This is a genomic window from Heliomicrobium gestii (assembly GCF_009877435.1).
In the GTDB taxonomy this organism is placed as follows: Bacteria; Bacillota; Desulfitobacteriia; order Heliobacteriales; family Heliobacteriaceae; genus Heliomicrobium; species Heliomicrobium gestii.
In genome coordinates this window covers 40,425-63,525 of the sequence record NZ_WXEX01000006.1, presented here as the reverse complement: position 1 = coordinate 63,525, position 23,101 = coordinate 40,425, and the positions used below count along the sequence as shown (strand labels likewise).

General features: G+C 57.5%; 21 protein-coding genes. All 21 read left to right on the top strand.

Annotated elements, in window-relative coordinates; all coding sequences use genetic code 11:
• Positions 1-25: 25 nt before the first annotated feature.
• The 21 genes from GTO89_RS08290 to GTO89_RS08190 all read left to right on the top strand — a co-directional run bounded on the left by GTO89_RS08290 (position 26) and on the right by GTO89_RS08190 (position 23,096).
• On the top strand, positions 26-1,018 hold the full coding sequence (locus GTO89_RS08290) for an SDR family oxidoreductase (RefSeq protein WP_161261610.1): 993 nt from the start codon (positions 26-28) through the stop codon (positions 1,016-1,018).
• Positions 1,019-1,029: 11 nt separating this feature from the next.
• Positions 1,030-1,617, top strand: coding sequence for a D-sedoheptulose-7-phosphate isomerase (locus GTO89_RS08285; RefSeq protein ID WP_161261609.1), 588 nt, complete (start codon positions 1,030-1,032; stop codon positions 1,615-1,617).
• The gene (locus GTO89_RS08280) at positions 1,611-2,675 is read left to right on the top strand and encodes a radical SAM protein (protein ID WP_161261608.1); all 1,065 of its coding nucleotides are present in this window, start codon (positions 1,611-1,613) and stop codon (positions 2,673-2,675) included. The genes GTO89_RS08285 and GTO89_RS08280 overlap by 7 nt, the downstream gene beginning before the upstream one ends.
• 59 nt (positions 2,676-2,734) lie before the next feature.
• Positions 2,735-3,808: a radical SAM protein gene (locus tag GTO89_RS08275; RefSeq protein WP_161261607.1), complete on the top strand. Its 1,074-nt coding sequence runs from the start codon at positions 2,735-2,737 to the stop codon at positions 3,806-3,808.
• Between the two features lie 66 nt (positions 3,809-3,874).
• A complete protein-coding gene (locus tag GTO89_RS08270; RefSeq protein WP_328793881.1) occupies positions 3,875-4,723 on the top strand; it encodes a transketolase in 849 nt (282 codons plus the stop codon).
• Complete coding sequence (locus tag GTO89_RS08265; protein WP_161261606.1) at positions 4,724-5,647, top strand: transketolase family protein; 924 nt, start codon at positions 4,724-4,726, stop codon at positions 5,645-5,647.
• 68 nt (positions 5,648-5,715) lie between these two features.
• Positions 5,716-6,378, top strand: coding sequence for a class I SAM-dependent methyltransferase (locus tag GTO89_RS08260; protein ID WP_161261605.1), 663 nt, complete (start codon positions 5,716-5,718; stop codon positions 6,376-6,378).
• A gap of 23 nt (positions 6,379-6,401) precedes the next feature.
• Positions 6,402-7,646: a class I SAM-dependent methyltransferase gene (locus GTO89_RS08255; protein ID WP_161261604.1), complete on the top strand. Its 1,245-nt coding sequence runs from the start codon at positions 6,402-6,404 to the stop codon at positions 7,644-7,646.
• A gap of 37 nt (positions 7,647-7,683) precedes the next feature.
• Positions 7,684-8,769 (top strand): DegT/DnrJ/EryC1/StrS family aminotransferase, encoded by a 1,086-nt coding sequence (locus GTO89_RS08250; protein WP_161261603.1) that lies wholly within the window; start codon positions 7,684-7,686, stop codon positions 8,767-8,769.
• A gap of 15 nt (positions 8,770-8,784) precedes the next feature.
• Positions 8,785-9,951 (top strand): class I SAM-dependent methyltransferase, encoded by a 1,167-nt coding sequence (locus GTO89_RS08245; protein ID WP_161261602.1) that lies wholly within the window; start codon positions 8,785-8,787, stop codon positions 9,949-9,951.
• 42 nt (positions 9,952-9,993) lie between these two features.
• Entirely contained in the window at positions 9,994-10,944 is a 951-nt protein-coding gene (locus GTO89_RS08240) for a radical SAM/SPASM domain-containing protein (RefSeq protein WP_161261601.1), read from the top strand.
• 141 nt (positions 10,945-11,085) lie between these two features.
• On the top strand, positions 11,086-12,564 hold the full coding sequence (locus GTO89_RS08235) for a TIGR04372 family glycosyltransferase (RefSeq protein ID WP_161261600.1): 1,479 nt from the start codon (positions 11,086-11,088) through the stop codon (positions 12,562-12,564).
• Between the two features lie 4 nt (positions 12,565-12,568).
• Entirely contained in the window at positions 12,569-13,486 is a 918-nt protein-coding gene (locus tag GTO89_RS08230) for an SDR family oxidoreductase (protein WP_161261599.1), read from the top strand.
• Between the two features lie 15 nt (positions 13,487-13,501).
• On the top strand, positions 13,502-14,692 hold the full coding sequence (locus GTO89_RS08225; protein WP_161261598.1) for a glycosyltransferase family protein: 1,191 nt from the start codon (positions 13,502-13,504) through the stop codon (positions 14,690-14,692).
• 63 nt (positions 14,693-14,755) lie between these two features.
• The gene (locus GTO89_RS08220) at positions 14,756-15,997 is read left to right on the top strand and encodes a nucleoside-diphosphate sugar epimerase/dehydratase (protein WP_204758200.1); all 1,242 of its coding nucleotides are present in this window, start codon (positions 14,756-14,758) and stop codon (positions 15,995-15,997) included.
• Positions 15,998-16,047: 50 nt separating this feature from the next.
• Positions 16,048-16,620, top strand: coding sequence for a D-sedoheptulose 7-phosphate isomerase (locus tag GTO89_RS08215; RefSeq protein ID WP_161261597.1), 573 nt, complete (start codon positions 16,048-16,050; stop codon positions 16,618-16,620).
• Positions 16,610-18,121 (top strand): D-glycero-beta-D-manno-heptose-7-phosphate kinase, encoded by a 1,512-nt coding sequence (gene rfaE1, locus GTO89_RS08210; RefSeq protein WP_161261596.1) that lies wholly within the window; start codon positions 16,610-16,612, stop codon positions 18,119-18,121. Before GTO89_RS08215 ends, rfaE1 begins: the two co-directional genes overlap by 11 nt.
• The gene (gmhB, locus tag GTO89_RS08205; protein WP_161261595.1) at positions 18,096-18,629 is read left to right on the top strand and encodes a D-glycero-beta-D-manno-heptose 1,7-bisphosphate 7-phosphatase; all 534 of its coding nucleotides are present in this window, start codon (positions 18,096-18,098) and stop codon (positions 18,627-18,629) included. The genes rfaE1 and gmhB overlap by 26 nt, the downstream gene beginning before the upstream one ends.
• Before the next feature lie 52 nt (positions 18,630-18,681).
• Complete coding sequence (locus tag GTO89_RS08200; protein WP_161261594.1) at positions 18,682-20,667, top strand: B12-binding domain-containing radical SAM protein; 1,986 nt, start codon at positions 18,682-18,684, stop codon at positions 20,665-20,667.
• A gap of 42 nt (positions 20,668-20,709) precedes the next feature.
• Positions 20,710-21,570: a class I SAM-dependent methyltransferase gene (locus tag GTO89_RS08195; RefSeq protein WP_161261593.1), complete on the top strand. Its 861-nt coding sequence runs from the start codon at positions 20,710-20,712 to the stop codon at positions 21,568-21,570.
• Positions 21,567-23,096 carry a glycosyltransferase family 9 protein gene (locus tag GTO89_RS08190; RefSeq protein ID WP_161261592.1) on the top strand — a complete coding sequence of 510 codons (1,530 nt, stop codon included), beginning with the start codon at positions 21,567-21,569 and terminating at the stop codon, positions 23,094-23,096. Before GTO89_RS08195 ends, GTO89_RS08190 begins: the two co-directional genes overlap by 4 nt.
• Positions 23,097-23,101: the final 5 nt, after the last annotated feature.

Genomic DNA, 23,101 nt, shown 5'->3' with positions numbered 1-23,101 from the left:
AAATTTATGTAGCGCAGGTGATCGCATGCTTCGTTCTATCGTTACCGGCGGCGCCGGTTTTATCGGCAGTCATCTCGTCGAACTGTTGCTGGCAGAGGGGCACCATGTCATCGTCCTGGACAACCTCGCCAACGGCAGGCTCGGTAACCTGCCTGCCCGCCCTGAGCGCGGGACGCTGGAGTTTCACCGCGTCGACATCAGCGCCGACCCCTCCCAGTGGGAGGCGCTGTTTCAAGGCGTCGATTACGTCTTTCACCTGGCTGCTTTGGCCGATATCGTGCCGTCGATCCAAAACCCCTTGACCTATTACCGGGCGAACGTGGACGGAACGGTTCATGTGCTGGAGGCAGCGAGAAAACACCAGGTCCGCAAGCTCGTCTATGCCGCCTCGTCCTCCTGTTACGGCCTCGCCAAGCAATTTCCCACACCTGAAACGGCGCCGATCACGCCGGAGTACCCCTATGCGCTGACGAAGTGGTTGGGCGAGCAGTCTGTTCTCCACTGGGAGAGGGTATACGGGCTGCCGGCGCTGTCGCTTCGCCTGTTTAACGTCTATGGACCGCGGGCGCGCACCTCGGGAACCTATGGCGCCGTCTTCGGCGTTTTTTTGGCCCAAAAAATCCACGGCAAGCCCTTCACCGTTGTCGGCGATGGGACGCAGCGGCGGGATTTCACCTTTGTCAAGGACGTCGTCAACGCCTTTTGGATGGCCGCCCAGTCGCCCTTTTCCGGCGAGGTGATGAACGTCGGCAGCGGCGACAGCTACAGCATCAATCGTCTCGTCGAACTGCTCGGCGGCGAGGTGACCTATATCCCGAAGCGCCCCGGCGAACCGGACTGCACCTTTGCCGACACCGCCAAGATTCGCGAACGGCTCGGCTGGAAACCGAAGTATTCCTTCGAAGAAGGCGTGCAGGTGATGCTGGAGCATATCCGCTACTGGGCAGACGCCCCGATCTGGACGCCCCAGCGGATCGAGGAAGCCACCAAAGACTGGTTCCGCTATTTGAGTAAATGAGGGTTGGGAAGGTGACACCGCTGTTTGACCGGTACATGGACGCGATCAAGCATCTTTTGGATCAATCGGAATATTACATACAGCGCGAGAAGGTCGAACAACCGCTTTTTATCGACGAGGTAACAGAACGGATCCGGCGATGCCGGCAGAGCAACGGAACCGTCTATTGGGTCGGCAATGGCGGCAGCGCGGCGATCGCCGCCCATGGGGCCATCGATTGTCTGAATTCGCTGGCCATGAAGGCGATGGTGTTCAGTGATGATGCCGCCTTGACCTGTTTCAGCAATGACTTCGGCTATGCCCAGGCCTTTGCCCGGCCGCTGCGGTTGTTTGCGCAAGCGACGGATCTGTTGATCGCCATCAGCAGCTCGGGAAAATCGGAAAGCATACTGAATGCCCTACAGGTGGCGCAGGAGCGGAATTGTCCGGTCCTCACCCTGTCGGGGTTTGCCTCTGACAACCCCCTGCGGCAGCGAGGCGACTACAACATCTATGTGCCATCGAACCACTATGGGCTCGTCGAATCGGTCCATGGGGTTCTTTGTCATGCCATTTTGGATACATTTTCGGCCATAGAGAAGGGTGAGGCGAGATGGTAGACCAACTCCGGATTGACACGCATAAACTGATATATCATCCGACCCGTGTCAGCGAGTGGCTGCAGGGGAAAAACATCTACCCCATCTATGTGGAGATCGCGCCTTCCGGCGCCTGCAATCACCGCTGCATCTTCTGCGCCCTCGATTACATGGAGTACCGTCCCGTCTTCCTGGACAAAGAGCTGATCCTGTCCAACCTGAAAGAGATGGGCGAAAAAGGCGTCAAGAGTGTCATGTACGCCGGCGAGGGTGAACCGCTCCTCAACCGGCACACGCCGGAGATCGTCTGGCGCACGAAAGAACTGGGCATCGATGTGTCCATGACCTCCAATGGGGTGCTCTTTTCCCGGGAGGCCGCCGAGGAATGCCTCGGCTGTTTCAGTTGGGTGCGCTTCAGTGTCAACGCCGGATCCCCTGCATCATACCAGACCATCCACCGCACCCGGAGCAATGATTTTGAGCGTGTCCTGGAAAACCTCCAGAACGCCGTGGCGCTGAAACGGGACAAGGGCTATCGAACCACCATCGGCGTGCAGATGCTGCTGATCCCGGAAAACACGGGCGACGCCTTGCCGTTGGCCAAGACATTGAAAGAGATCGGCGTCGACTACTTCTCCATCAAACCCTACTCCCAGCATCCCAAAAGCCACGCCGCCTTGAGCACCGCCTTTGACTACGAGCAACACCTGGGGCTGGAGCGGCAGTTGACCGAACTGAAAAGCGATGACTTCCAGATCATCTTCCGCGCCAAAGCGATGCAGAAATTGAAGCACGACAAGGCCTATGAGTGCTGCTGGGGATTGCCTTTCTGGGCCTATATCGACGCCAAGGCCAATGTTTGGGGATGTTCGGCATACCTGGGAGACGAGGATTTCTGTTACGGCAGCCTGAAGAGCGAATCCTTCGCAGCCATCTGGGAAGGGGAGCGGCGGGCCGAGAGCCTGAAGAAAGTCGCCCAGATGGACATCCGGCAATGCCGGGAGATCTGCCGTCTTGACGAGATCAACGGCTACCTGCAACAGTTGAAAAAACCGGGCGACCACGTCAACTTCATCTAACAGAGACGGGGAACCGGATCGATACATCCATCGGAGCGAATAAATATGGAGGTCTGACCATGACAAGGGAAGCGACTCCGTACAGCACCATCAAGATCTTTGCCCATACGGACAAGCTGGAGGCGATCCGTCGCGGGGAGCGCGTCGCCCCTGTCTATATCCGGATCAAGCCCACCAACGCCTGCAACCACAAGTGTGACTACTGCCATTACGCCTCCGGCAAATACCTCGATCTGGAGGGCGCGGAACCGCAGAACCACATCCCCTATGACAAGATGATGGAGATCGTCAACGATCTTGGCGATATGGGCGTCCGGGCCGTCACCTTCAGCGGCGGCGGAGAACCGCTCGTCTACCCCTATATCCTGCCGGCCATGAAGGGGCTGCTGGAGAGAAACGTGGAGATCTCGGTGATCACCAACGGAAGCCGGCTCAACGGCGAGATCGCCGATGTCCTCACCCAGGCCAAATGGGTGCGCATCTCCTGTGACGCTGCCGATGGCAAGCTCTACGCCGCCAACCGGCAGATCCCTGAGACCGCCTTCGCCGAAGTCTGCGCCAACATCGAGCGTTTCGCCAAGATCAAGCCGGCCGATTGCGAACTGGGCATCAACTTTGTCATCACTCGGGAGAACGCCGATCAGGTCTATGGGGCAGGCAAGCTATTTCGTGACCTGGGCGTCAACCACATCAAATATGCGGCGCGGATCACGACCGATGTCCATGGTTATCACGCGTCAACGAAAGCCCATGTCATCGAACAGTTGCATCGGGTCACGGCCGAACTGGCCCGCCCCGGTTTTTCGATCATCAACAAATATGAGGAAGACTTCAGCCTCTCGGCGAGCTTCCAACGGGGCTACCGGTTCTGCGCCATCAAGGAGATCGTCACGGTCATCGCCGCCGACTGCAAGGTCTACTACTGCCATGACAAGGCATACCTGAAAAACGGGATCGTGGGCGACCTCAAGGAAAAGTCCTTCAAAGAGGTGTGGTTCTCGCCTGAGACGATCCAAAAAGTGCAGTGCTTTGACGCGGAGAAGGAGTGCGCTCACCACTGCGTCTACGATGACCGGAACATCCTGATCAACTCATTCCTGTCCCTGAACCGCAATCACGTCAATTTCATCTAATCACGGGGGAATATCGTCCAAACCGCGGAGCGGGAGATAGGATATACACAGCGGGAAGGTGCAAGTGTGGAAAACAAGTTGGATTTGCATGGACTGCAGGCGATCGCCGCTGAGCTGCGGCAGACGGTCTTTCAGACGCTCTGCAAAACCGGCGGCGGACATATCGGCCCGTCCCTGTCCATCATCGAGATCTTGACGACGCTCTATTTCGGCGGCGTCTTGAAGTATGACCCCCGAAATCCCCAGGATCCCCGGCGGGACCGCTTCATCTTGAGCAAAGGCCATGCGAGCCTGGCGCTCTATGCCGCCTTGGCGAAGGCCGGTTTTATTGATGCCGAGGAGTTGGACGAGTACTGCCGTCCCGGTTCTCGCCTGGGGGGACATCCGAACATGCATGAGGTCCCCGGCGTGGAGGCCTCGACGGGCGCCCTCGCCCATGGCTTGTCCTTTGCCGTCGGCGCTGCTTTGGCGGCCAAGCTGGACGGAACCGATAACCGGGTCATCGCCCTGCTTGGCGACGGCGAATGCCAGGAAGGCGCCATTTGGGAGGCGGCCATGTTTTCGGCCCACCAGCGTCTCGGCCAACTGACGGCCATCGTCGACAACAACAAATTGCAGGCCATGGACCGGTTGGACAACATCATCGCCATGGATCCCTTTGCCGACAAATGGCGCGCCTTCGGCTGGGAGGTCCTTGAGGTGGATGGCCATGACATCCCGGCCCTGCTGGACGCCTTGGACCGCGCCAAGATCGACAAGGACGGCGCGCCCAAACTGATCGTGGCCCACACCGTCAAAGGGAAGGGGATCTCCTTCATGGAAGGCGTCCCGCTCTGGCACGTTCGCATGCCCAACGAAGAAGAACGGACCATAGCCGCCCAGGAGTTGGCGCTGGACCGGAAGGGAGCCCTGTAGATGAGAAACGCTTACCTTTCGACGCTGTACGATCTGGCATCGGAGAACCCGGCGATCATGGCCCTTGTCGCCGACAACGGGGCCATCGTCTATGACCGTTTCCGCGCCGATTTCCCGAATCAATTCATCAACTTCGGCATCGCCGAGGCCAATATGGTATCGGCGGCGGCTGGCCTGGCCAGTTGCGGCAAGATCCCCTTTTGCTACACGATCATCCCTTTTCTGACGATGCGCGCCTATGAACAGGTGCGCAATGACGTGTGCTTGCAGAAGCAGAACGTGAAACTGGTCGGCATCGGCGCTGGCTGTGTCTACAGCACCCTGGGGCCGACCCACCATGCCATCGAGGATCTGGCGATCATGCGGGTGTTGCCGAACATGACCATCTTCTCTCCGGCCAGCCCTTTGGAATCGAAAAAGGTGACCGCCGCCGCCGCCCACATCGACGGGCCCGTCTATCTGCGGCTGGGCACGGGTCGGGAGCCGGAGATCTATGATCAGGATTACGACTTCCAGGTGGGCAAAGGCATCGAACTGACTGGCGGCGATGACGTGACCCTCTTTGCCACCGGCTCGATCGCCTATGACGCCTTGCAGGTCGCCCGTGAACTCGCTCAAGAGGGGATCGGCGCTCGCGTCATCAACCTGCCGACGATCAAGCCCATCGACGCCGAACTGATCGTCCAGGCCGCCCAGGCGACAGGGGCGGTGTTGACTGTCGAAGAGCACAACATCATCGGGGGCCTCGGCTCGGCCGTGAGCGAGGTCTTGATGGAAGCGGGCGCGATGGTCCGCTTTGCCCGGCTCGGCATCAGGGATCACTTCTGCAAGGGCTATGGCGCCCATGGCGACGTGAAGAAGATGAACGGCGTCTCGCGGGCCGATATCGCTGAGGCGGCCCGTTCCCTGGTGCGGCAGAAGTGACCGGAGGCTGGCGTGAGGCCGGGGCCGGTCGGCCCCGACCGGTCCTATTTTAGACGGGTGGTGGAGACATGGCGGAGTTCGATTTCGTCTCTGATTTACATAACCGGACGAAGCGCGATTACATCAGCCGCGGCGTCCAGATCGACAAGGCCCACTGCGCCGAGGTCTCCAAGCAGTTTGGCTTCGATTACTGGGATGGCGATCGCAAATACGGCTATGGCGGCTACCGCTATGACGGGCGCTGGCGGAAGGTGGCCGAACGGATCGCCGAGACCTATGCCCTGCGTCCGGGGCAAGCGGTGCTTGACGTGGGCTGCGGGAAAGGGTTTTTGCTCTACGAACTGACCCAGGTCGTTCCCGGCCTCGTCGTGAGCGGCATTGACATCTCCGGGTATGCCGTCGCGAACGCCAAGGAGGAGGTTCGTCCCTTCCTGCAAGAGGGGAAGGCTCAGGAACTCCCCTATGCCGACGATGCCTTCGACCTCGTCATCAGCTTTGGCACGCTGCACAACCTGCCTGTCTATGACCTGAAAAAGGCGGTGCAGCAGATCCAGCGGGTCACCGGCCGGCATGCTTATATCATGGTCGAAGCCTACCGGAACGAGCAGGAGAAGATCAACCTGCTCAACTGGCAGTTGACCTGTGAATCCTTCTATTCCCCCGAGGAGTGGGCCTGGCTCTTTGCCGAGTGGGGCTACCAAGGGGATTACGGCTTTATTTACTTTGAATAGGGACGAGAGGAGGCCCCTTTGCATTGAATCAGCGTGTGGTTGCCGTTCCGGCATGCAAGTTGTGCGGTCAAGATGACTTGGAGCGGGTATTGGAACTGACGCCCACCCCCGTTGCCGACGATTATCATCCCCGCAGTCATATTCACATCCCCCAGGACACCTATCCCCTCGATGTCTGCCTGTGCAAAAGCTGCGGCAATGTCCAGTTGGGGCACATCGTCAATCCGGAATCGATCTATAAACAGTACAACTACATGACCCAGAGCTCACCGGGATTGCTGGAGCATTTCCGGGGCTATGTGACGGAAGCCCTGGGCAAGGCGCAGCCGGAACCGGGGAAACTGGTCGTCGACATCGGCAGCAACGATGGCACCCTGTTGCGGGAATTCCAGGCCAAAGGGATGCGCGTCTTGGGGATCGACCCGGCCGAGGCGATCGCCCGCAAGGCGACCGAGGAAGGGGTCGAGACCATTGGCGACTTCTTTACGCCCGCGCTGGCCGACCAAATCGTGGAAAAATACGGGCAAGCCCATATCATCACGGCCAACAACATGCTGGCCAATGTGGAAGATGTAAAAAGTGTCATTGAAGGGATCCGCCGTTTGCTCGCGCCGACGGGCGTTTTCATTTTTGAGACCGGTTATGTGGTCGATCTGGTCCAACATGGCGTATTCGACAACATCTATCATGAGCACCTGTACTACTTCTCGGTGAAACCGCTGGAACGGTTCTTTGCGGAGAACGGCCTTGCCTTGTATGATGTGCAGGCGATCCCAACCAAGGGCGGCTCCATCCGGGGATTTGTCCAGCACGCCGCTGGCGGTCGACTGCGCACAGAGGCCGTGCAGCGATTCCTGGACCGGGAAGCCGCTGTAGGCATCCACCAGCCGGAAGCGTTTCACCGGTTGGGCGCCAAACTCGATGAGGTCCGGGAGCAACTGCACCGCCTGCTCGGAGAGATCCGGGAACAGGGGAAAACGGCCATCGGCTATGGCGCTTCCCACAGTGTGACGACCCTGATCTACCATTTCGGCCTCGGCGACAAGCTCGACTATCTGGTCGACGACAACCCCCGGAAGATCGATCTCTTCAGCCCCGGCTATCGACTGCCGGTGTTGAATCCCAGCGTCATCTACGAACGCAACCCCGATTACATCGTCATCCTGCCCTGGCGATTCGCCGATCTGATCATCGGCAAACACCAGCGCTACCTCGAGCAGGGCGGGCGGTTCGTTGTGCCCCTGTCCGAGTTCCGCATCGTGGAATAGACAGAGGGGACAGCGATGATGAAAGTGGGGTGTTCCTATGAATGCCATCCGTTGGTGGCGCACGAAGTTAGGGGACAATGAGGGGCAACGGATCGTCGCCAGCATTGAACAGGAGTGCCTCAGCCAAGGCGCGGTGACGGCGGAATTGGAGCGGCAGGTTGCGGCTTCGATGAACGTTTCCTATGCCGTGGCGACGACAAGCGGGAGCATGGCGTTGCTGATGGCTCTGCTGTCTCTGGGCATCGGTCCCGGCGACGAAGTGATCGTCCCCAACCGGACCTTTATCGCCACAGCCCATGCCGTCCTCTTGTGCGGCGCGACCGTCGTCTTGGCCGATACGCGGCAAGACCTGCCGTTGATCGACCTGGAACAAGCGGAACAACTCATCACCAAGCGAACGAAGGCCATCATGCCGGTTCATCTCTGCGGGCGGGACGCCGGCATGGCCGAGATCCGCCAGTTCGCGAAGGAACGAGGCCTTTTTGTCGTCGAAGACGCCTGCCAGGCCATGTTTTCACGCAACGGCGACGGTTTTTTGGGCACCCAAGGGGATATCGGCTGTTTTTCCCTCGGTGTGACCAAGCTGCTGACGACCGGCCAAGGCGGCCTCCTCGTCACCAATGACGAAGCGCTTTACCAGCGATTGAAGCTCCTGCGGATCCATGGGGTCAAAGACACCTTTGAGGCCGCCTATGGGCAGTTTGGCTTCAACTTCCGTTTCAACGATATTTTGGCCTCCATCGGCCTGGAACAGATGGCCCATCGCGCCGAAAAGGTTGAGCGGGTCAGGGCGATCTATGACCGGTACCGGGAGGGATTGCAGGATCTTGAGCCGGTTCGCCTGCTGCCCGTCCGCGAAACAGAGGGGGAGATCCCCCTGTATATTGAAGTGCTGTGCCAAGACAGGGAACAGGTGAGGCGGTATCTGGCCGAACAGCAGATTGAATCGCGTCCCTTTCTCCCCAACCTGCACCTGTCGCCCCATCTTCATGCTCAGGGGAAATACCCTAAGTCGCAACGCTTTCATGAGCAAGGTCTATTCCTGCCCAGCGGCCCTGCTCAGCCGATGGAGAACATTGATCAGGTCATTGCCTGTTTGCGGGCGTACGCCAAATCGTGTTAGGAGGGCGACTGCGCCATGACCAGCCAAGCCGATTTTTATAAACAGGAAGCCTTCAATCCCACTTCCTTTGACATTTCCGATGAAGAGACGTACCGGGATCATGCGCGCAAACGGATGAACCTGTATGTGAACCGGTTGAAGCTGCCACAGGCACTGTGGAAGGATCGCCAGGTGCTGGAGGTCGGATGCGCCTCCGGCGAAAACGCCCTTGTTCTCGCCGAACTGGGCGCTCGCTTCACCTTCGTGGAAGCCTTGCAGCCCTTTGTCGATCGGTTAGTCGCCTTGTTCCGAGAGCGAAAGCGAGAGCACCAGATCAGCGAGATCATCGTCGATGAAATCCAGAATGTCCAGTTACAGGACGACGCCTACGATGTGATCATCGCCGAAGGGTTTCTCTACACGATGCCGGACAGAAGTGCCGTGCTCAACCAACTTGTCGCGGCGTTGCGCCCGGACGGCCTGTTCTGTCTTTCCACCTTGGACCCTGTCGGCAACTTTGCCCAGTATTTTCGGAAAGTGCTGCTGGCCCAGTTGTGCCGCCAAGCAGGGGTGACCGACCTGGAAGGGAAACTGGCCATCGCGGAGCAACTCTTTGGCCGCGATTATGCCGCAATCCCCCACTCCCGCCCCTTTGCCTCGTGGGTGCGCGACAACTTCCTGAGTCCCAGCTATGACCGGCACTGTTTCTGGAGCATCGAGGAGATCCTGAAGAGCGTCGAAGGAGACGTCCGCGTATACAGCTCCTGGCCGCGGATCGAACACGCCAACGACAACACCTGGTACAAGCGGGTAGACAGCGCCGATGGGGAGATGCAAAGCAACCTTCAAGCCTATACGCTCCGCCTGCCCGGCTATTTGCACGGTCAAACCCTGGCAGACGGCTTTCCCCTGCCGTCCATGGAGGAAGCGGCGCGTTTTTCGGAAGCGGCCACGAAGACGATGGATGCACTCTCTGCCGTCCTGCATGGCGAAGGGTTGACCATGGACGCCGCCATGCCCGCCCTGGACGAGTTGGCCCTTGCGGCAAAAGCGCTGCCTGATCATGATGTATTGCTGCCGATCATCGAAGACGCAAAAAACATCGCCAGAGAAGCCAGCATTGAACGCTATGTCCAGGCGTCGCGCCTGCGGCAGTGCTGGGGAGTCGGTTATCCCTATTATGTACTGCAAAAAACGAGGTAACGCCCTGGCGAGCCTTTTCTAGCGCATATGGAGGGAACGGCAATGTATCCTCGAAGCGAGCAAAATGACCAGCTGGCCGGCCGGATCGGGCTGACCGATCTGAGTCAATGCGAGTTGTTTCCCAAGTACTTTGAGATTGAGACGGTAAACCTGTGCAACGCCCGCTGCATCATGTGCACCATCGACAAATGGGAGAAAAAAGCCAGCCCCTTTATGTCCATGGAACTGTTCCACAAGTTTGCCGAGGAAGTGGGACAGTACCGTGATTGGATTGAGACGATCTGTTTGAACCGTGACGGGGAACCCACCTTGGACAAAGACCTGCCCCTGCGCGTCAAGATGTTGAAGGACGGGGGGATCAAACGGGTCACCATGTCGACGAATGGCCAGCGCCTTGATGCCGACTTGGCGGAACGCCTCCTGGCGGCTGGGCTGAACGACATCATGATCTCCATCGACGGCTGTACAAAGGAAACCTTTGAAGGCATCCGGCGGGGCTTGCAGTTTGAGACGGTCGTTGAAAACGCCCAAAACTTCATTCGCTTGCGGGACAAGGGGAACCATCTCTGCACGGTCCGCATTCGGATGGTCGTCATGGAAGAAAACCAGCATGAGGTGGAGCCATGGCTCGCCTTTTGGTCTCCCCTGCTCCGAGCGGGGGATAAGGCTTACGCCATGCCGGCCCACACCTGGGGAAACCAGTTGTCCCCGGAAGAGGAAGCCGAGATCAGCCGCTTCAGCGCCCATCCCTGCATCTCCCCCTTTTCATCAATGGCGATGCATGTCGATGGAACGGTGGGCATCTGCGCCGTTGATTACAATGTCAAATTTCCGATGGGGGATTTCCGGCGCCAGTCGATCAAGGAGATCTGGAACGGCGAGGCGTTCCGGAATGTCCGCTCCTTTCACGCGACCCAACGCCGAAACGAGATCGATTTCTGCCGCGGTTGCCATATCTGGGACCGGCAGTATCATTACGCCGATAAGGAATAAAGACACGGGGGACTTGGCAGCATGGACGTCTATGGGTTGATGCTCAGGCTGATTGAACGGGAGTATACAAAGAAGAGAAATAGATATGAAACAATCAGCAAGCAAAGACCGATTGCGATCTTTGGGACGGGAAGCGCCGCTTTGACCTACATCGAAACGTTTCCGTTACATATCGATTTTTTTCTCGACAATGACGCGAAAAAATGGGGGACTGTGATCGCCGGAAGGACGATCGTGAGTCCCTCTGATCTATCGGCCTCCGGACGGGAAAAACCCTTTGTGGTGATCGCCTCTTCCTACTTTACAGAAATCTCAGAACAACTGCGGCGGTTGGGCTTCATCGCAGATGTCGATTACATCAACGGGCTGGAAGACTTTGTGCCGATCCATGCCGACCTGGGAAAGGGCATTGAGGATGTCGCTGAGGTGGTGGAACGCCTCGTCAATGACAAAACCGTCATTCGCTTGTTTCGCCCCCTGACGGGAATGGCGAAATGGTTGCTGTCCATCGCAGGGATATCTGTCGATATTCGCTGTTTATGGACAAGAGCGATCGGACACCTGGCCTTGAACTCGGAGCTGTATTTTCGGAAGAAAACGATAACCGCCGGTAAAGCAGGACAACTCGATGTGTTGATCAGCCCGCAAAGGATCATCGCCAACCGGTATCTTTACGAGATGATCAAAAGAAAAAAAAGGGTTGTGGAAAACCCCTTCGCCATACTCTTTTGGATTTTGCTGACCAAAAAAGAGAACAAAAAATGGTCCTTTTACGATTACGTCATCCCCTATCTTCGGGAACATGCGGTGCTGCGAGAGGCGCCGCAGCCGCAGATCATCCAGTTCAATCCCGATGAAGAGCGAAAGGGCAGGCAGATCCTCGCCGAGATGGGCCTTTCACCGGCAGAGGCCTTTGTCTGTTTTCATAGCCGCGACAGCGCCTATCAAAATCAAACCTATGATAAGAACACCTATGATTGGAAAACAGCCAATTCGCGGAACAACAGCATTGAAAACTACCTGGCCGCAGCCGATTATCTGACCGGCTGTGGGCTTCCCGTCCTGCGCATGGGCGCCGTCGTGGAAAAAGCGCTCGCCACCGGCAACCGGCGCATCATCGATTACGCGTCGACCTGCCGGACCGAATTTGGCGATATTTATTTGCTATCGCGATGCAAATTCTTGTTGGGTTCCGATTCCGGGCCGACTTCCCTGGTCTGGGCAGCCAGTGTGCCCGCCGCTGTGGCCAATCAGACCATCATCCTCACGCCGCCCTTTGGCCCCAAGGATCTGTTCATCTTAAAAAAACTCTGGCATAACCGGGAGAAGCGTTTTCTCACCTTTAAGGAACAGATTGAATGGGAACTCCAGCTAAAAAATTACCTGGATCAGTTGTATGAACGGGAGATCACGCCCATTGAGAACAGCCCCGAGGAGATTCTCGACTTGGCCACTGAGATGAACGAACGGATCGACGGCAGATGGGTTCCAGCCGAAGAGGATGAGCAGTTGCAGCGAGCCTTCTGGGATCTCTTTCCCAAGGACAATCCCTGCCGGCATCATACAGCTCGTGTCGGCGCCCGTTTCCTTCGCCAAAACGTGGATTTGTTGAGAGGGTGAGAGGATGACCCACAAGCTGCTGGTCATCGGCGCTTCGGGATTGATCGGAAGGCATGTCTTTACCCTAGCGCAAAAAGAAGGGTTCGATGTGATCGGGACCCGATGCTCCAACGGGAACCCCGCCTTTCGCCCCTATAACCTGCTCGAAGACGATATCGCAGACGTAATGCCGGCGTCTTTTTTGCCCACCTCGGACGCCGCGTCCTGTCATGCGGTGATCTGCGCCGCAGTCCCCAAGATCGACTACTGTTTCACCCACCGGGAAGAGAGCAGGCAGATGCATGTGGAGCGAACCCTCCGACTGGTCAAGCGATTGGACGCCTGGGGCGTAAAGACGATCTACATTTCTTCCGATACGGTATTTGACGGGGTGCGGGGCTATTATGACGAATCGATGCCGCCCAATCCCATCTGCGAGTATGGGAGGCAGAAGGCAGACGTTGAAGCCGCCTATGAGGAGTTCTTTCCGAACCACCTCGTCCTGCGCCTCAGCGTGATCGTCGGGGACGATCCTGCCGAAGGGCACATCCTGTCGCGCTGGCATCAAAGCCGGGTCGCGACCGGGCAGATCACATGCATCGAAGGGCAGATCCTATCGCCGACCTATGTGGGCGATGTGGCGGAAGGTGTGATTCGCTCCATTGAGGGAAACCTGAGCGGCCTCTATCACCTGGCAAACAGCGAGTTCTTCACCGGTGAGGAGTTGGCGCGACAGTTTCTCTTCGGCCTCGGCGAGAGCGCGAAGGTCATCCCGAAAACGCCCGGCGAGATCGGTTTGCTCGATCGACGTCCGCAAAAAACCTACCTTAACGGGAGTCGCTTTCGTCAGGCCACAGCCATGTCCTTCACCTCGATGAGTGAGGTTTTCCGGCGATTTCGACAGCGCGCCGGCGCAGAAGAGGGTCAAATCAGTCTTCTTTAGATGTGAGGGGTAGCGATGAACGCCTACGCGCCGATCGCCTTGTTTGTCTATAAACGGCCCAACCACACCCGCAAGACGCTGGAATCGCTCCGGCGCTGCCCTGAGGCAGCGGAAAGCGAACTCTTTGTCTTTTGCGACGGCCCGAAAGCAGAGGATGACGGAGCGGCCATTCAAGAGACGCGGCAGGTCGTCCGAGAACAATCCTGGTGCAAAGAGGTCACCGTCATCGAATCCGACCACAACCGGGGGCTGGCCGCTTCGGTGATCGGCGGTGTGACCGAGATTGTCAACCGTTTCGGCCAGGTGATCGTCCTGGAAGACGACTTACGCCTTTCACCGGCCTTTCTCCGGTTCATGAACGCCTCCCTGGCTCGATACAGCGATGACCCCAAGGTGATGCATGTGTCCGGTTATATGCATCCTATCGATGTGGCATGGGCCAAAGATGCCTTGTTTCTCCCGATCATGTCCTCTTGGGGCTGGGCCACCTGGAAACGGGCCTGGGATCGCTTCGATCCCGACTGTGCCGGTGTGGAACGGCTCTTCCTCGATCACGGATTGCGCAGGGCCTTTGACATCGATGACGGCTATTCCCAGACGACCATGCTGTTGCGGCAGCTATCGGGCCAAATCGATTCCTGGGCGATCCGCTGGTACTGGTCCATGTTTACCCATGGCGGGGTCAGCCTGTTCCCGAAGAACAGTCTCGTCGTCAACCGGGGGATGGACGGAACGGGGACCCACTGCGCCGCCATCGACAGCGTCCAAGAACAGCGCATCGATGGCGGCGCGATCGGGCGGAAGGAGACCATCGACTTTCCCGAGACGACGGAATGGGACCCGGTGATCTTCGAACAGGTGAGCGCCTTTTTTCGCCGGACCTATGGGCACTACTGGACCGGCGATCTCGATATCGCGTCCTTGCGGACGCAACTGCTGGGACGGCCGGTGGCGATTTTCGGCTCTGGCAGCCTGGGAAGGCAGTTGTACACGCTCCTGAAGAAGGTGGGCGTGCCTGTCAACTGTTACGTCGACAATGACCGGTCGAAATGGAAGGAGACCTTGGACGGACTCCCGATCCAAAGCCCCGACGCCGTGGGGAGAGAGACCTTCTTTTTTATCGCCTCATCATGGAAGCAGGAGATCGCGGCGCAACTGACCGGCGCCGGCTATTCTGAAAAGAAGGATTTTCTTTGTTGGAACTGACACGATGGCACTCCTTTTTCTTGTGATATCTTGCGATTACGCTGACGTTCGGGGGCTGACGGGATGAAAAAACGCATGATCGACCATGTGCGCTTGTTGCTGGAAGGCAAAAACAAAAAAGTGGTCCTCTTTGGAACCGGCAGCGCCAGCCATAAAGTGGTCGCCTTATTGAAAGGCATCGGCTATGACATCCGGTTTTACGTGGACAACAACGAGACCAAATGGGGGCAAACCATCGGCGGCCTGCCCGTTGAAAACCCGGAGAAGCTGATCTCCCTCCCGTGCGATGAGTACATGATTTTCGTCTGCAGCAGCTACTACCCCGAGATCTCCCGGCAATTGAATGGGTATGGTCTCCTGGCGGAAGAGCACTATGTGAACGGCCTCGCCATCTATGAGGAAATGGCAGGACGGGATTCAGGCGAAAAGGAACGGCTGCTTGCCAATTCCATGCTGTTAGGGAAGCTGAATGCCGAGCGCGTCAAAGGGCTAAAGAACGTGGGCGCCTTGCGGGAAGCCGAGTTCAAGGTCTTTTCCCAATCGGGCGAAGACGGGATCATCCAGTACCTGCTGGCCAACACGGAGATCGACGACGAGGTCTTTGTGGAGTTCGGCGTCCAGGACTATACAGAAGCCAATACGCGCTTTTTGTTGCAAAATGACAACTGGAGAGGCCTGGTCCTTGACAATGATCCCTCTTATGTGGAGTCCATCCAGAACGACGCGATCTGTTGGAAGCACGACTTGTCGGTCCGTTGCGCCCATGTGACCAAGGATAACATCAATCAACTGATCGGCGATGCCGGCATCACCGGCGACATCGGCCTGTTGAGTGTCGACATCGACGGCAACGACTACTGGGTGTGGCAAGCCATCGAGGTCATCTCGCCGCGGATCGTCATCTGCGAATACAACAGCGTCTTTGGCGATACGCTGCCGGTCACCGTTCCCTATAACGAACAGTTTAACCGCACGACGGCCCATTACTCGAACCTCTACTTCGGCGCGTCCCTCCCTGCCCTGTGCCTGCTGGCAGAGGCGAAGGGCTATGACTTTGTCGGCTCCAACAGCATCGGCTCCAACGCCTTCTTCATCCGCAAGGATGTGCCTCATCGGCTCAAGGCGCTGACCGCCAAAGAAGGCTATGTGTGCAGCAAGTTTCGCGAATCGAGAGACGAGCGCGGGAAACTGAGCTATCTCTCCGGCGATGCCCGGCGCAAGGCGATCGAGCACCTCGATGTGGTCCATGTGCAAAGCCGGCAGGTGGCGCCGCTGTCGCATTTCATAGAAACCAGTAAGCCATAGACGGAAGAAGCAACGAGGCAGGATGTTACTATGCAAAAATAGGGCGGTGAATGGCTGTGGTGATCGACCGAATCGATGAGCATCAAGCCGTGATAAGCAAAATGAAGGAGAGCATCGAGCAACCGCTCTTGCAACTGGCAGCCGTGGCGACGGACACGCTCAGGCGGGGGAAGAAGATCGTCCTGCTCGGAAATGGCGGCAGCGCCGCCGATTGTCAACACATCGCCGCCGAACTGGTCGGCCGGTTCCAGCGACAACGGCGGGCCTTGCCAGCCATCGCCTTGACGACGGACACGTCGATCCTGACGGCGGTGGGCAACGACTTCGGCATTGAGGCGATTTTTGTCCGCCAAGTGGAGGCGCTCGTCCAGGAGAAGGACCTCGTTATCGCTCTTTCCACGAGCGGGAGCAGCCCCAACGTGCTCCTCGCCGTCGAAGCGGCGCGGGCGAAACAGGCCATAACGGCCGGGCTGACGGGCGCAAAAGGCGGGGCGCTGGCCGAGCTTTGCGACCTTGCGATCCAGGCGCCCTCCGATGTGGCGGCGCGCATCCAGGAGGCCCACATCCTGATCGGCCATATCCTCTGTGAGTTGATTGAAAAGGAATTTGCCGATGGTCGATGAAAAAGCAAAGCTGCTCCGCTTATTTTCCGAATCGACGCCCCGGACGATCGCCGTCATCGGCGATGTCATGCTGGACCGGTATTTCTTCGGCGACGTGCGGCGGATATCGCCCGAAGCGCCTGTGCCGGTCGTCAATGTGGAACGGATGGAGGAGACCCTGGGCGGGGCCGCCAATGTGGCATTAAACCTGTTGAAGCTGGGCTCCGTTGTCTGGATGGCCGGCGCTGTCGGCGACGACGCCGACGGCGCGAAGCTGTTGGCGGCCTTGCAGTCTGCCGACATCGACATCACCGGAATGGTGAAGAGCAAAAAACCGACGATCACCAAGGCGCGCGTCGTTGGGGGCGCCCAGCAGATGGTGCGCCTTGACTTTGAACAGACGACGCCGATAGAATCCGGTGAGGCCCAGGTCATCCTCGACTGGCTTGCCGGGTTGCTTTGCCGCCAGTCTATCGACGCGGTGCTCATCTCCGACTATGCGAAAGGAACCTGCACACCGGAGTTGTGCCAATCCCTCATCGCCCTGTGTCGCCCCAAGGGGATACCCGTCCTTGTCGATCCCAAGGGGCATGACTGGCATAAGTATCGGGGCGCCGATTATGTGACGCCGAATGTGAAAGAACTGGGCGACGCCTATGGGATTGCCCTGCCCAACCGGGACGACTGCCTGGTCCAGTATGGCGCCGGCGCGGTCCGTGAGTTTGGTGTCGACAATCTGCTGATCACCCGTTCGGAAAAAGGGATGACCATCATCGGTCCGGAGGGGGTTCATCATATTCCGACGCAGGCGCGGGAGGTCTATGATGTCTCCGGCGCCGGCGATACGGTCATCGCGACCACCGCCTGGGCCATCGCCAGCGGCGCATCCTTCCCGGAAGCGGCCACCCTGGCGAACATGGCCGCCGGCATGGTGATCGCCAAGCGAGGCACCTACGCCATCAGCAGGCAGGAACTCGTCGACCGCCTGCTCAACGAGGAGACTGCTGCGGAGGCGGCGGCCGGTTCTGTTGGCGACAAGGTTTTGACGAGAGAGGAAGCGGAACGGCGCGTCCAGCAGTGGAAAGCGGCGCAACTGCGCGTCGTCTTCACCAACGGCTGCTTCGACATCGTCCATCGCGGCCACATCGCCTACCTGGAAAAAGCGAGACGGTTGGGCGACCGCCTGATCATCGGCTTGAATTCGGACCGTTCTGTCTCGCGGATCAAAGGGGACAAACGGCCGCTCATCGCCGAAGGAGACCGGGCCTGGCTGTTGGCGGCCTTGCAGTTTGTCGACGCCGTCGTGCTGTTTGACGAGGACACGCCGCAGGAACTGATCAAACGCTTGCGGCCCGATTTTCTGGTCAAGGGCGGCGATTACTCGGTGGAAACCGTCTCCGGAAGGGAATATGCCGGGGAGACGGTGATCCTGCCCTATGAGGACGGCTGCTCCACGACCAACATCATCAAGAAGATACTTGAGGTTTATGGAACACATGAACGATACAAAGCCGAAGCGTAAGGCCGTCTTTTTCGACAGGGACGGTGTCATCAACCAGGACATCGGATACCTCTACAAAATCGAAGACTTTGTCTGGAACGAAGGCGCCCAGGCCGCCATCAAGCGCTTACATCAAGCAGGGTATCTGGTCATCGTGGTGACGAACCAGAGCGGTGTCGCTCGCGGGTACTACGAAGAGGCCCAGGTGGTTCAGTTGCATCAATGGATGAATGAGGAACTGGGCAAGGTGGGCGCCCATATCGACGATTTCTTTTATTGTCCTCATCACCCGGAAGCAAAAGTAGAGGCATATCGAAAACGATGCGACTGTCGCAAGCCCGCTCCGGGAATGTTGGTGCGTGCCCAAGCGAAGTGGAATATCGATTTTAACGATTCCTTTCTCGTAGGGGACAAGCCGAGGGACATTGAAGCGGCGAACAGGGCGAATGTTGCCGGATATCTATTCGAAGGGGGGAGTCTGTGCTCTTTTATTGATGGGATTCTTCGGAGCATCTATAAATCGTTGTAGATTTTCGCACATTAATCGCAGAACTTCGTCGCAGTAAAGAAAGGTGCTATGAATGAACCCCAATATTTTGCTCGTCGTTCCCCGATATATTTCTTATCCGGGGCAGTATTATGATTTCCCGAGTGGTCTGGGCTACGTCATCGCAGCATTGAAAAAACAGGGCTTTTCTGTTGGCTCTGTAAATCTAAACCACCACTGGGGACCGATCGAAACGGTGCTGAGAGAACACATCCACGCCGGTGATTACAATGTGTTGTGCACCGGCGGTTTGAGCCTCACCTACAATCTCATCGAAGAAGTGCTGTTGGCTGGCAAGGGCATCTGTCCCGATATTGTCACCGTCATCGGCGGAGGTCTCGTCACCAGCGAGCCCGAATTCGTCTTGCGGCAAATGCCGCAGGCCGATATCGGTGTTTTAGGAGAAGGGGAACGCACGATTGTCGAACTGGCGCAAGCGTGGAAAGAAGAGCGCTCCCTATCGAGCGTGCGAGGGATCATCTACCGGGAAAAGGGCGATCTAATTAAAACAGCAGAAAGAGAAACCATAGCGGATATCGACGACATCCCCTTTCCAGACTACGAAGCCCTGGAACTCGGGGCTTATCTGGATCAGCAACACTGCTGTGACGACATCTATTTGTCTTACGCTCTCGATCACCCGCGGATGGTACCGATACTGGCAAGCCGCAATTGCCCCTACAAATGTACCTTTTGCTACCATCCGCTCGGTTCCCGCTACCGCCAACGTTCCTTAGATAATGTCTTTGAGGAAATCGATTACTTAATTGAGCACTATCGAATCAACGCCATTATGTTCTTTGACGATCTCTTTACAGTGAACCGAAAACGAGTGATCGAATTTTGTGAACGGATGGAACCGCTGAAGCTCAAGTATTACATTCAGGTCAGGGTCGACAATGTCGATGAAGAACTGTTGGAACTGCTGAAAAAATCGGGTTGTGTATGCATCAGCTATGGGATCGAGTCGGCGAGCAACAAGGTCTTGCAGAGCATGAAAAAGAAAATCACGGTGGAGAAAATTGAAAAAGCGTTGGAACTGACCTATCAAAAGGGGATTGGCATTCAGGGCAACTTCATCTTTGGCGATCCTGCGGAAGATGAAGAAACAGTTTCCGAAACCCTCGACTGGTGGCTCCAACATCAGAAGTATCGCATCAACCTGAGTTTCATCCGGCTGTACCCCAAAAGCGAGTTGTATATGCTGGCTGAACAAAAGGCGATCATCCATGATCACAACAAATTGGAAGTGATTCGCAACGGAGGCTTGTTGAAGGGAGAGCTGATCAATATCAGTTGTCTTCCCGGCGAACAATATCATCAATTAAAACAAAAGGTCATCGACATGGATCGGCAAATCAAACTGCCAGGGCTCTTAAAAAAGATTCACTTTTCCGACTATCACCCGGACAAGGGGCATGTGATCTCCCTCCAATTTTGCTGCTTTCACTGCAGCAAAGAGGTGGAATATCACAACATCATCTTCAACCCCGTTCCGCGGGTCGGTAAGACGGTGATCATCGCTTGCCGGCACTGCAATCAACGCTCAGAACTGCTTTTGCCGCCCTATGATCAGAGGAAAGCGATTCAGGACTATGAAGATTATGTGAATGGTGAATGGGCCGGCGAGATTCGGAATATACAGGACCTGGTTGCGCCGCCGATCCCCAACCTTGCCAACAACGAACCGCTGGAGCATCAAGCCCATGCCCGCTCGATCGAGTTGGTCAGGAAACACAGCGGCTCCCGTCCTCTTGCCGTATTTGGCTCAGGCGCCTATGGTCAGATCGTCATCGGGTTGCTGCAGGACGCGAGTATGAGCGTTCAGAGGCTCTATGACAACAATCCCGGCCGCTGGGGAGAAGAATTGTTCGGTGTGAAGATAGGAGATCCTGGCGAAATTGACGAAAACATGTATGTCGTGATCGCCTCCGGGTGGGCGAAAGAGATCGCGGCCCAGTTGACGAGTTTGGGATTGCGCCACGGCACGGACTTTACTGTTTTTCATTATAGTCATTGATCTCATAAGGCCATAGGGATGTAGACAAAGGAGAAATGCCCCATGCTTTCTTCCCATGAGTTGCGAACGGCCCTCAAGGTCGCCGCCTGGATCAAGGAAAAGAAGATCCTGGTCTTTGGGACCGGTTCGGGCGGGCAACGGTTTACCGAGGCGGTGGCCCCGATAGGCGCGATGGTGATCGGCTACGTCGATAACAACCAGGCGAAGTGGGGGACGACCTTTTTGGACAAGCCTGTGTTTCCCCCGAGCCGCCTCACGGAAGCAAAGAGCGATGAAGTCGTCTTCATCGCCAGTACATATTACGACGCCATCTCACAGCAGCTGACAGAGATGGGTCTCCGGGAGAACATCCACTTTTATGACGGCTTGGCCGTCTTTTCCGAATGCTACACCTGTTCCGAGACTTCGAAGGTGCGCGATGACCTGCGCCGCTTCTGTGTCGGCAACGGGCTGGACATCGGCTTTGGCGGCGATCCGATCGTCGACAGCGCCATCTGCATGGACATGCCCAAGCGCTATGTGAGCTACAACTACTACCCGCAACACCTGCACGGCGATGCCAACCATCTCTGCTGGTTTGCCGATGAATCCCTCGATTATATCTACTCGTCCCATGTGCTCGAGGATTTTCGCGATACCGCCCAGGTGCTCGACGAGTGGCTGCGGGTGCTCAAACCGGGCGGCCACCTGATCCTCTTTTTGCCCGATGAACCGCTGTATCGCCAGTATTGCCGCGAGCGGGGAGAGGCGTCCAACCCCTATCATATCCATGAGCACTTTGGCCCGGACTACCTCAAAGACATCCTCGACGGCCGTGACGATGTGGAAATCATCCATGAGCGCTATCCCAGCCACATCTATAACTTTGAGATGGTGTTGAGGAAGAAAAGGGCTTCGGAATGAACCGTTTCAGAGAACGGTCGCCGCTGTGGGATAAAAAACTGGTGATATTCGGCACAGGCGACGCCAGCCGGCGGCTGGTCCCTTTGTTGCCGTCTGCGATCGCCTACTATGTCGATAACGCCGCGGCCCAATGGGGGCAACGGATCGACGGATGCCCGGTCCAGCCGCCGGCAAAGCTGCTGGAAGAGGAGCGTGACGAACTGGCCGTGCTCGTGGCCAGTTCGTACTATGATGAGATCAGCGCCCAGTTGTGTTCGATGGGCTTTACGGAACATATCCACTTTTTTCGCGGGGAGCAGGTCGCCCTTCACCTCTTCCAGGCGCTGATCGAAGAGCGCCACGCTCGCGCCTGCCTGCAAAAAAGGGAAGTGACTGAAGCGACTGGGGAAGCCGAAGGGGTTTCCGGAAGCGTCGTGGAAAGGATCGCCGTAGGCGGTGAGCGCGTCGAAGGCGGCAACGGCGGCAAGGGAGAGCAGAAAAAAAGGATCCTCTTCGTTCGCGTCGACGCCATCGGGGATTCGATCCTTTGGCTTGATTCCATCCGGGGGTACCTGGCCTTGTACTCGCCGGACCGGCACGAATACCTCTTGGCCTGCAACGAGGCAAGCGTCGATCTCTGGCAGTCGACGGGATACTTCCGGAAGATCATCCCGGTCAACCGGAAACGCTTTTTGGTTGACAAAGCCTACCTGACAGATACCCTGGATGGGATCGCGGCACTGGCCGCCGATGTGGCGATTCAACCGACCTATTCGCGGGAATTTCGCTGCGGCGACGCCATCGTCTACGCCAGCGGCGCCGTCGAGCGGATCGGCTGGGACGGCGACGGCGCGAACCTGACCGCGGAGGAGCGGCGGATCAGCGATCACTGGTACACCCGCCTGATCGCGGCAACCGAACCGGCCTTGATGGAACTGGAACGCAACGCGGCCTTTGTGCGCGCCCTCGGGTTGCCGGAGCACCAGGCGGCCATTCCCAAATGGCCGCTCCCCCTGGAGACCGTAGAGGGCCGGCCCTACTTTATCATCTTCCCCGGCGCTGGCAACCGGCGGCGCTGTTGGCCCATTGACCGGTTTGCCGCCATCGCCCGGCGTCTCCATGAGGAGAGCGGATGGGACTGCTGTCTCTGTGGCGGCCCGGGGGAGGAGGAACTGGGCCACGCTTTTCTGGATCAGGCGGGCGGCGGCATGGCCGTCACCAATCTGATCGGAAAGTTGTCGCTGTCTGAGTTGGCCAACTGGATCCATGGCGCCAAGCTGGTGATCAGCAACGAAACGAGCGCCGTTCACATGGCCGCCGCCGTAGCGACGACATCCCTCTGCCTATTGGGGGGCGGCCATTTCGGGCGGTTTGTCCCCTACACGGCCCCGGGAGAGCATCCACCGATTTCTGTCTATCACCGGATGGATTGTTTTGACTGCAACTGGACCTGCCGCTTTGCATTGAAGGGCGATCAGCCCTGGCCCTGCATCGAGGGGATCAGCGAAGCGGATCTGTGGCAGCGGATCGCCGCGCTGCTTCCCTAAGAAAT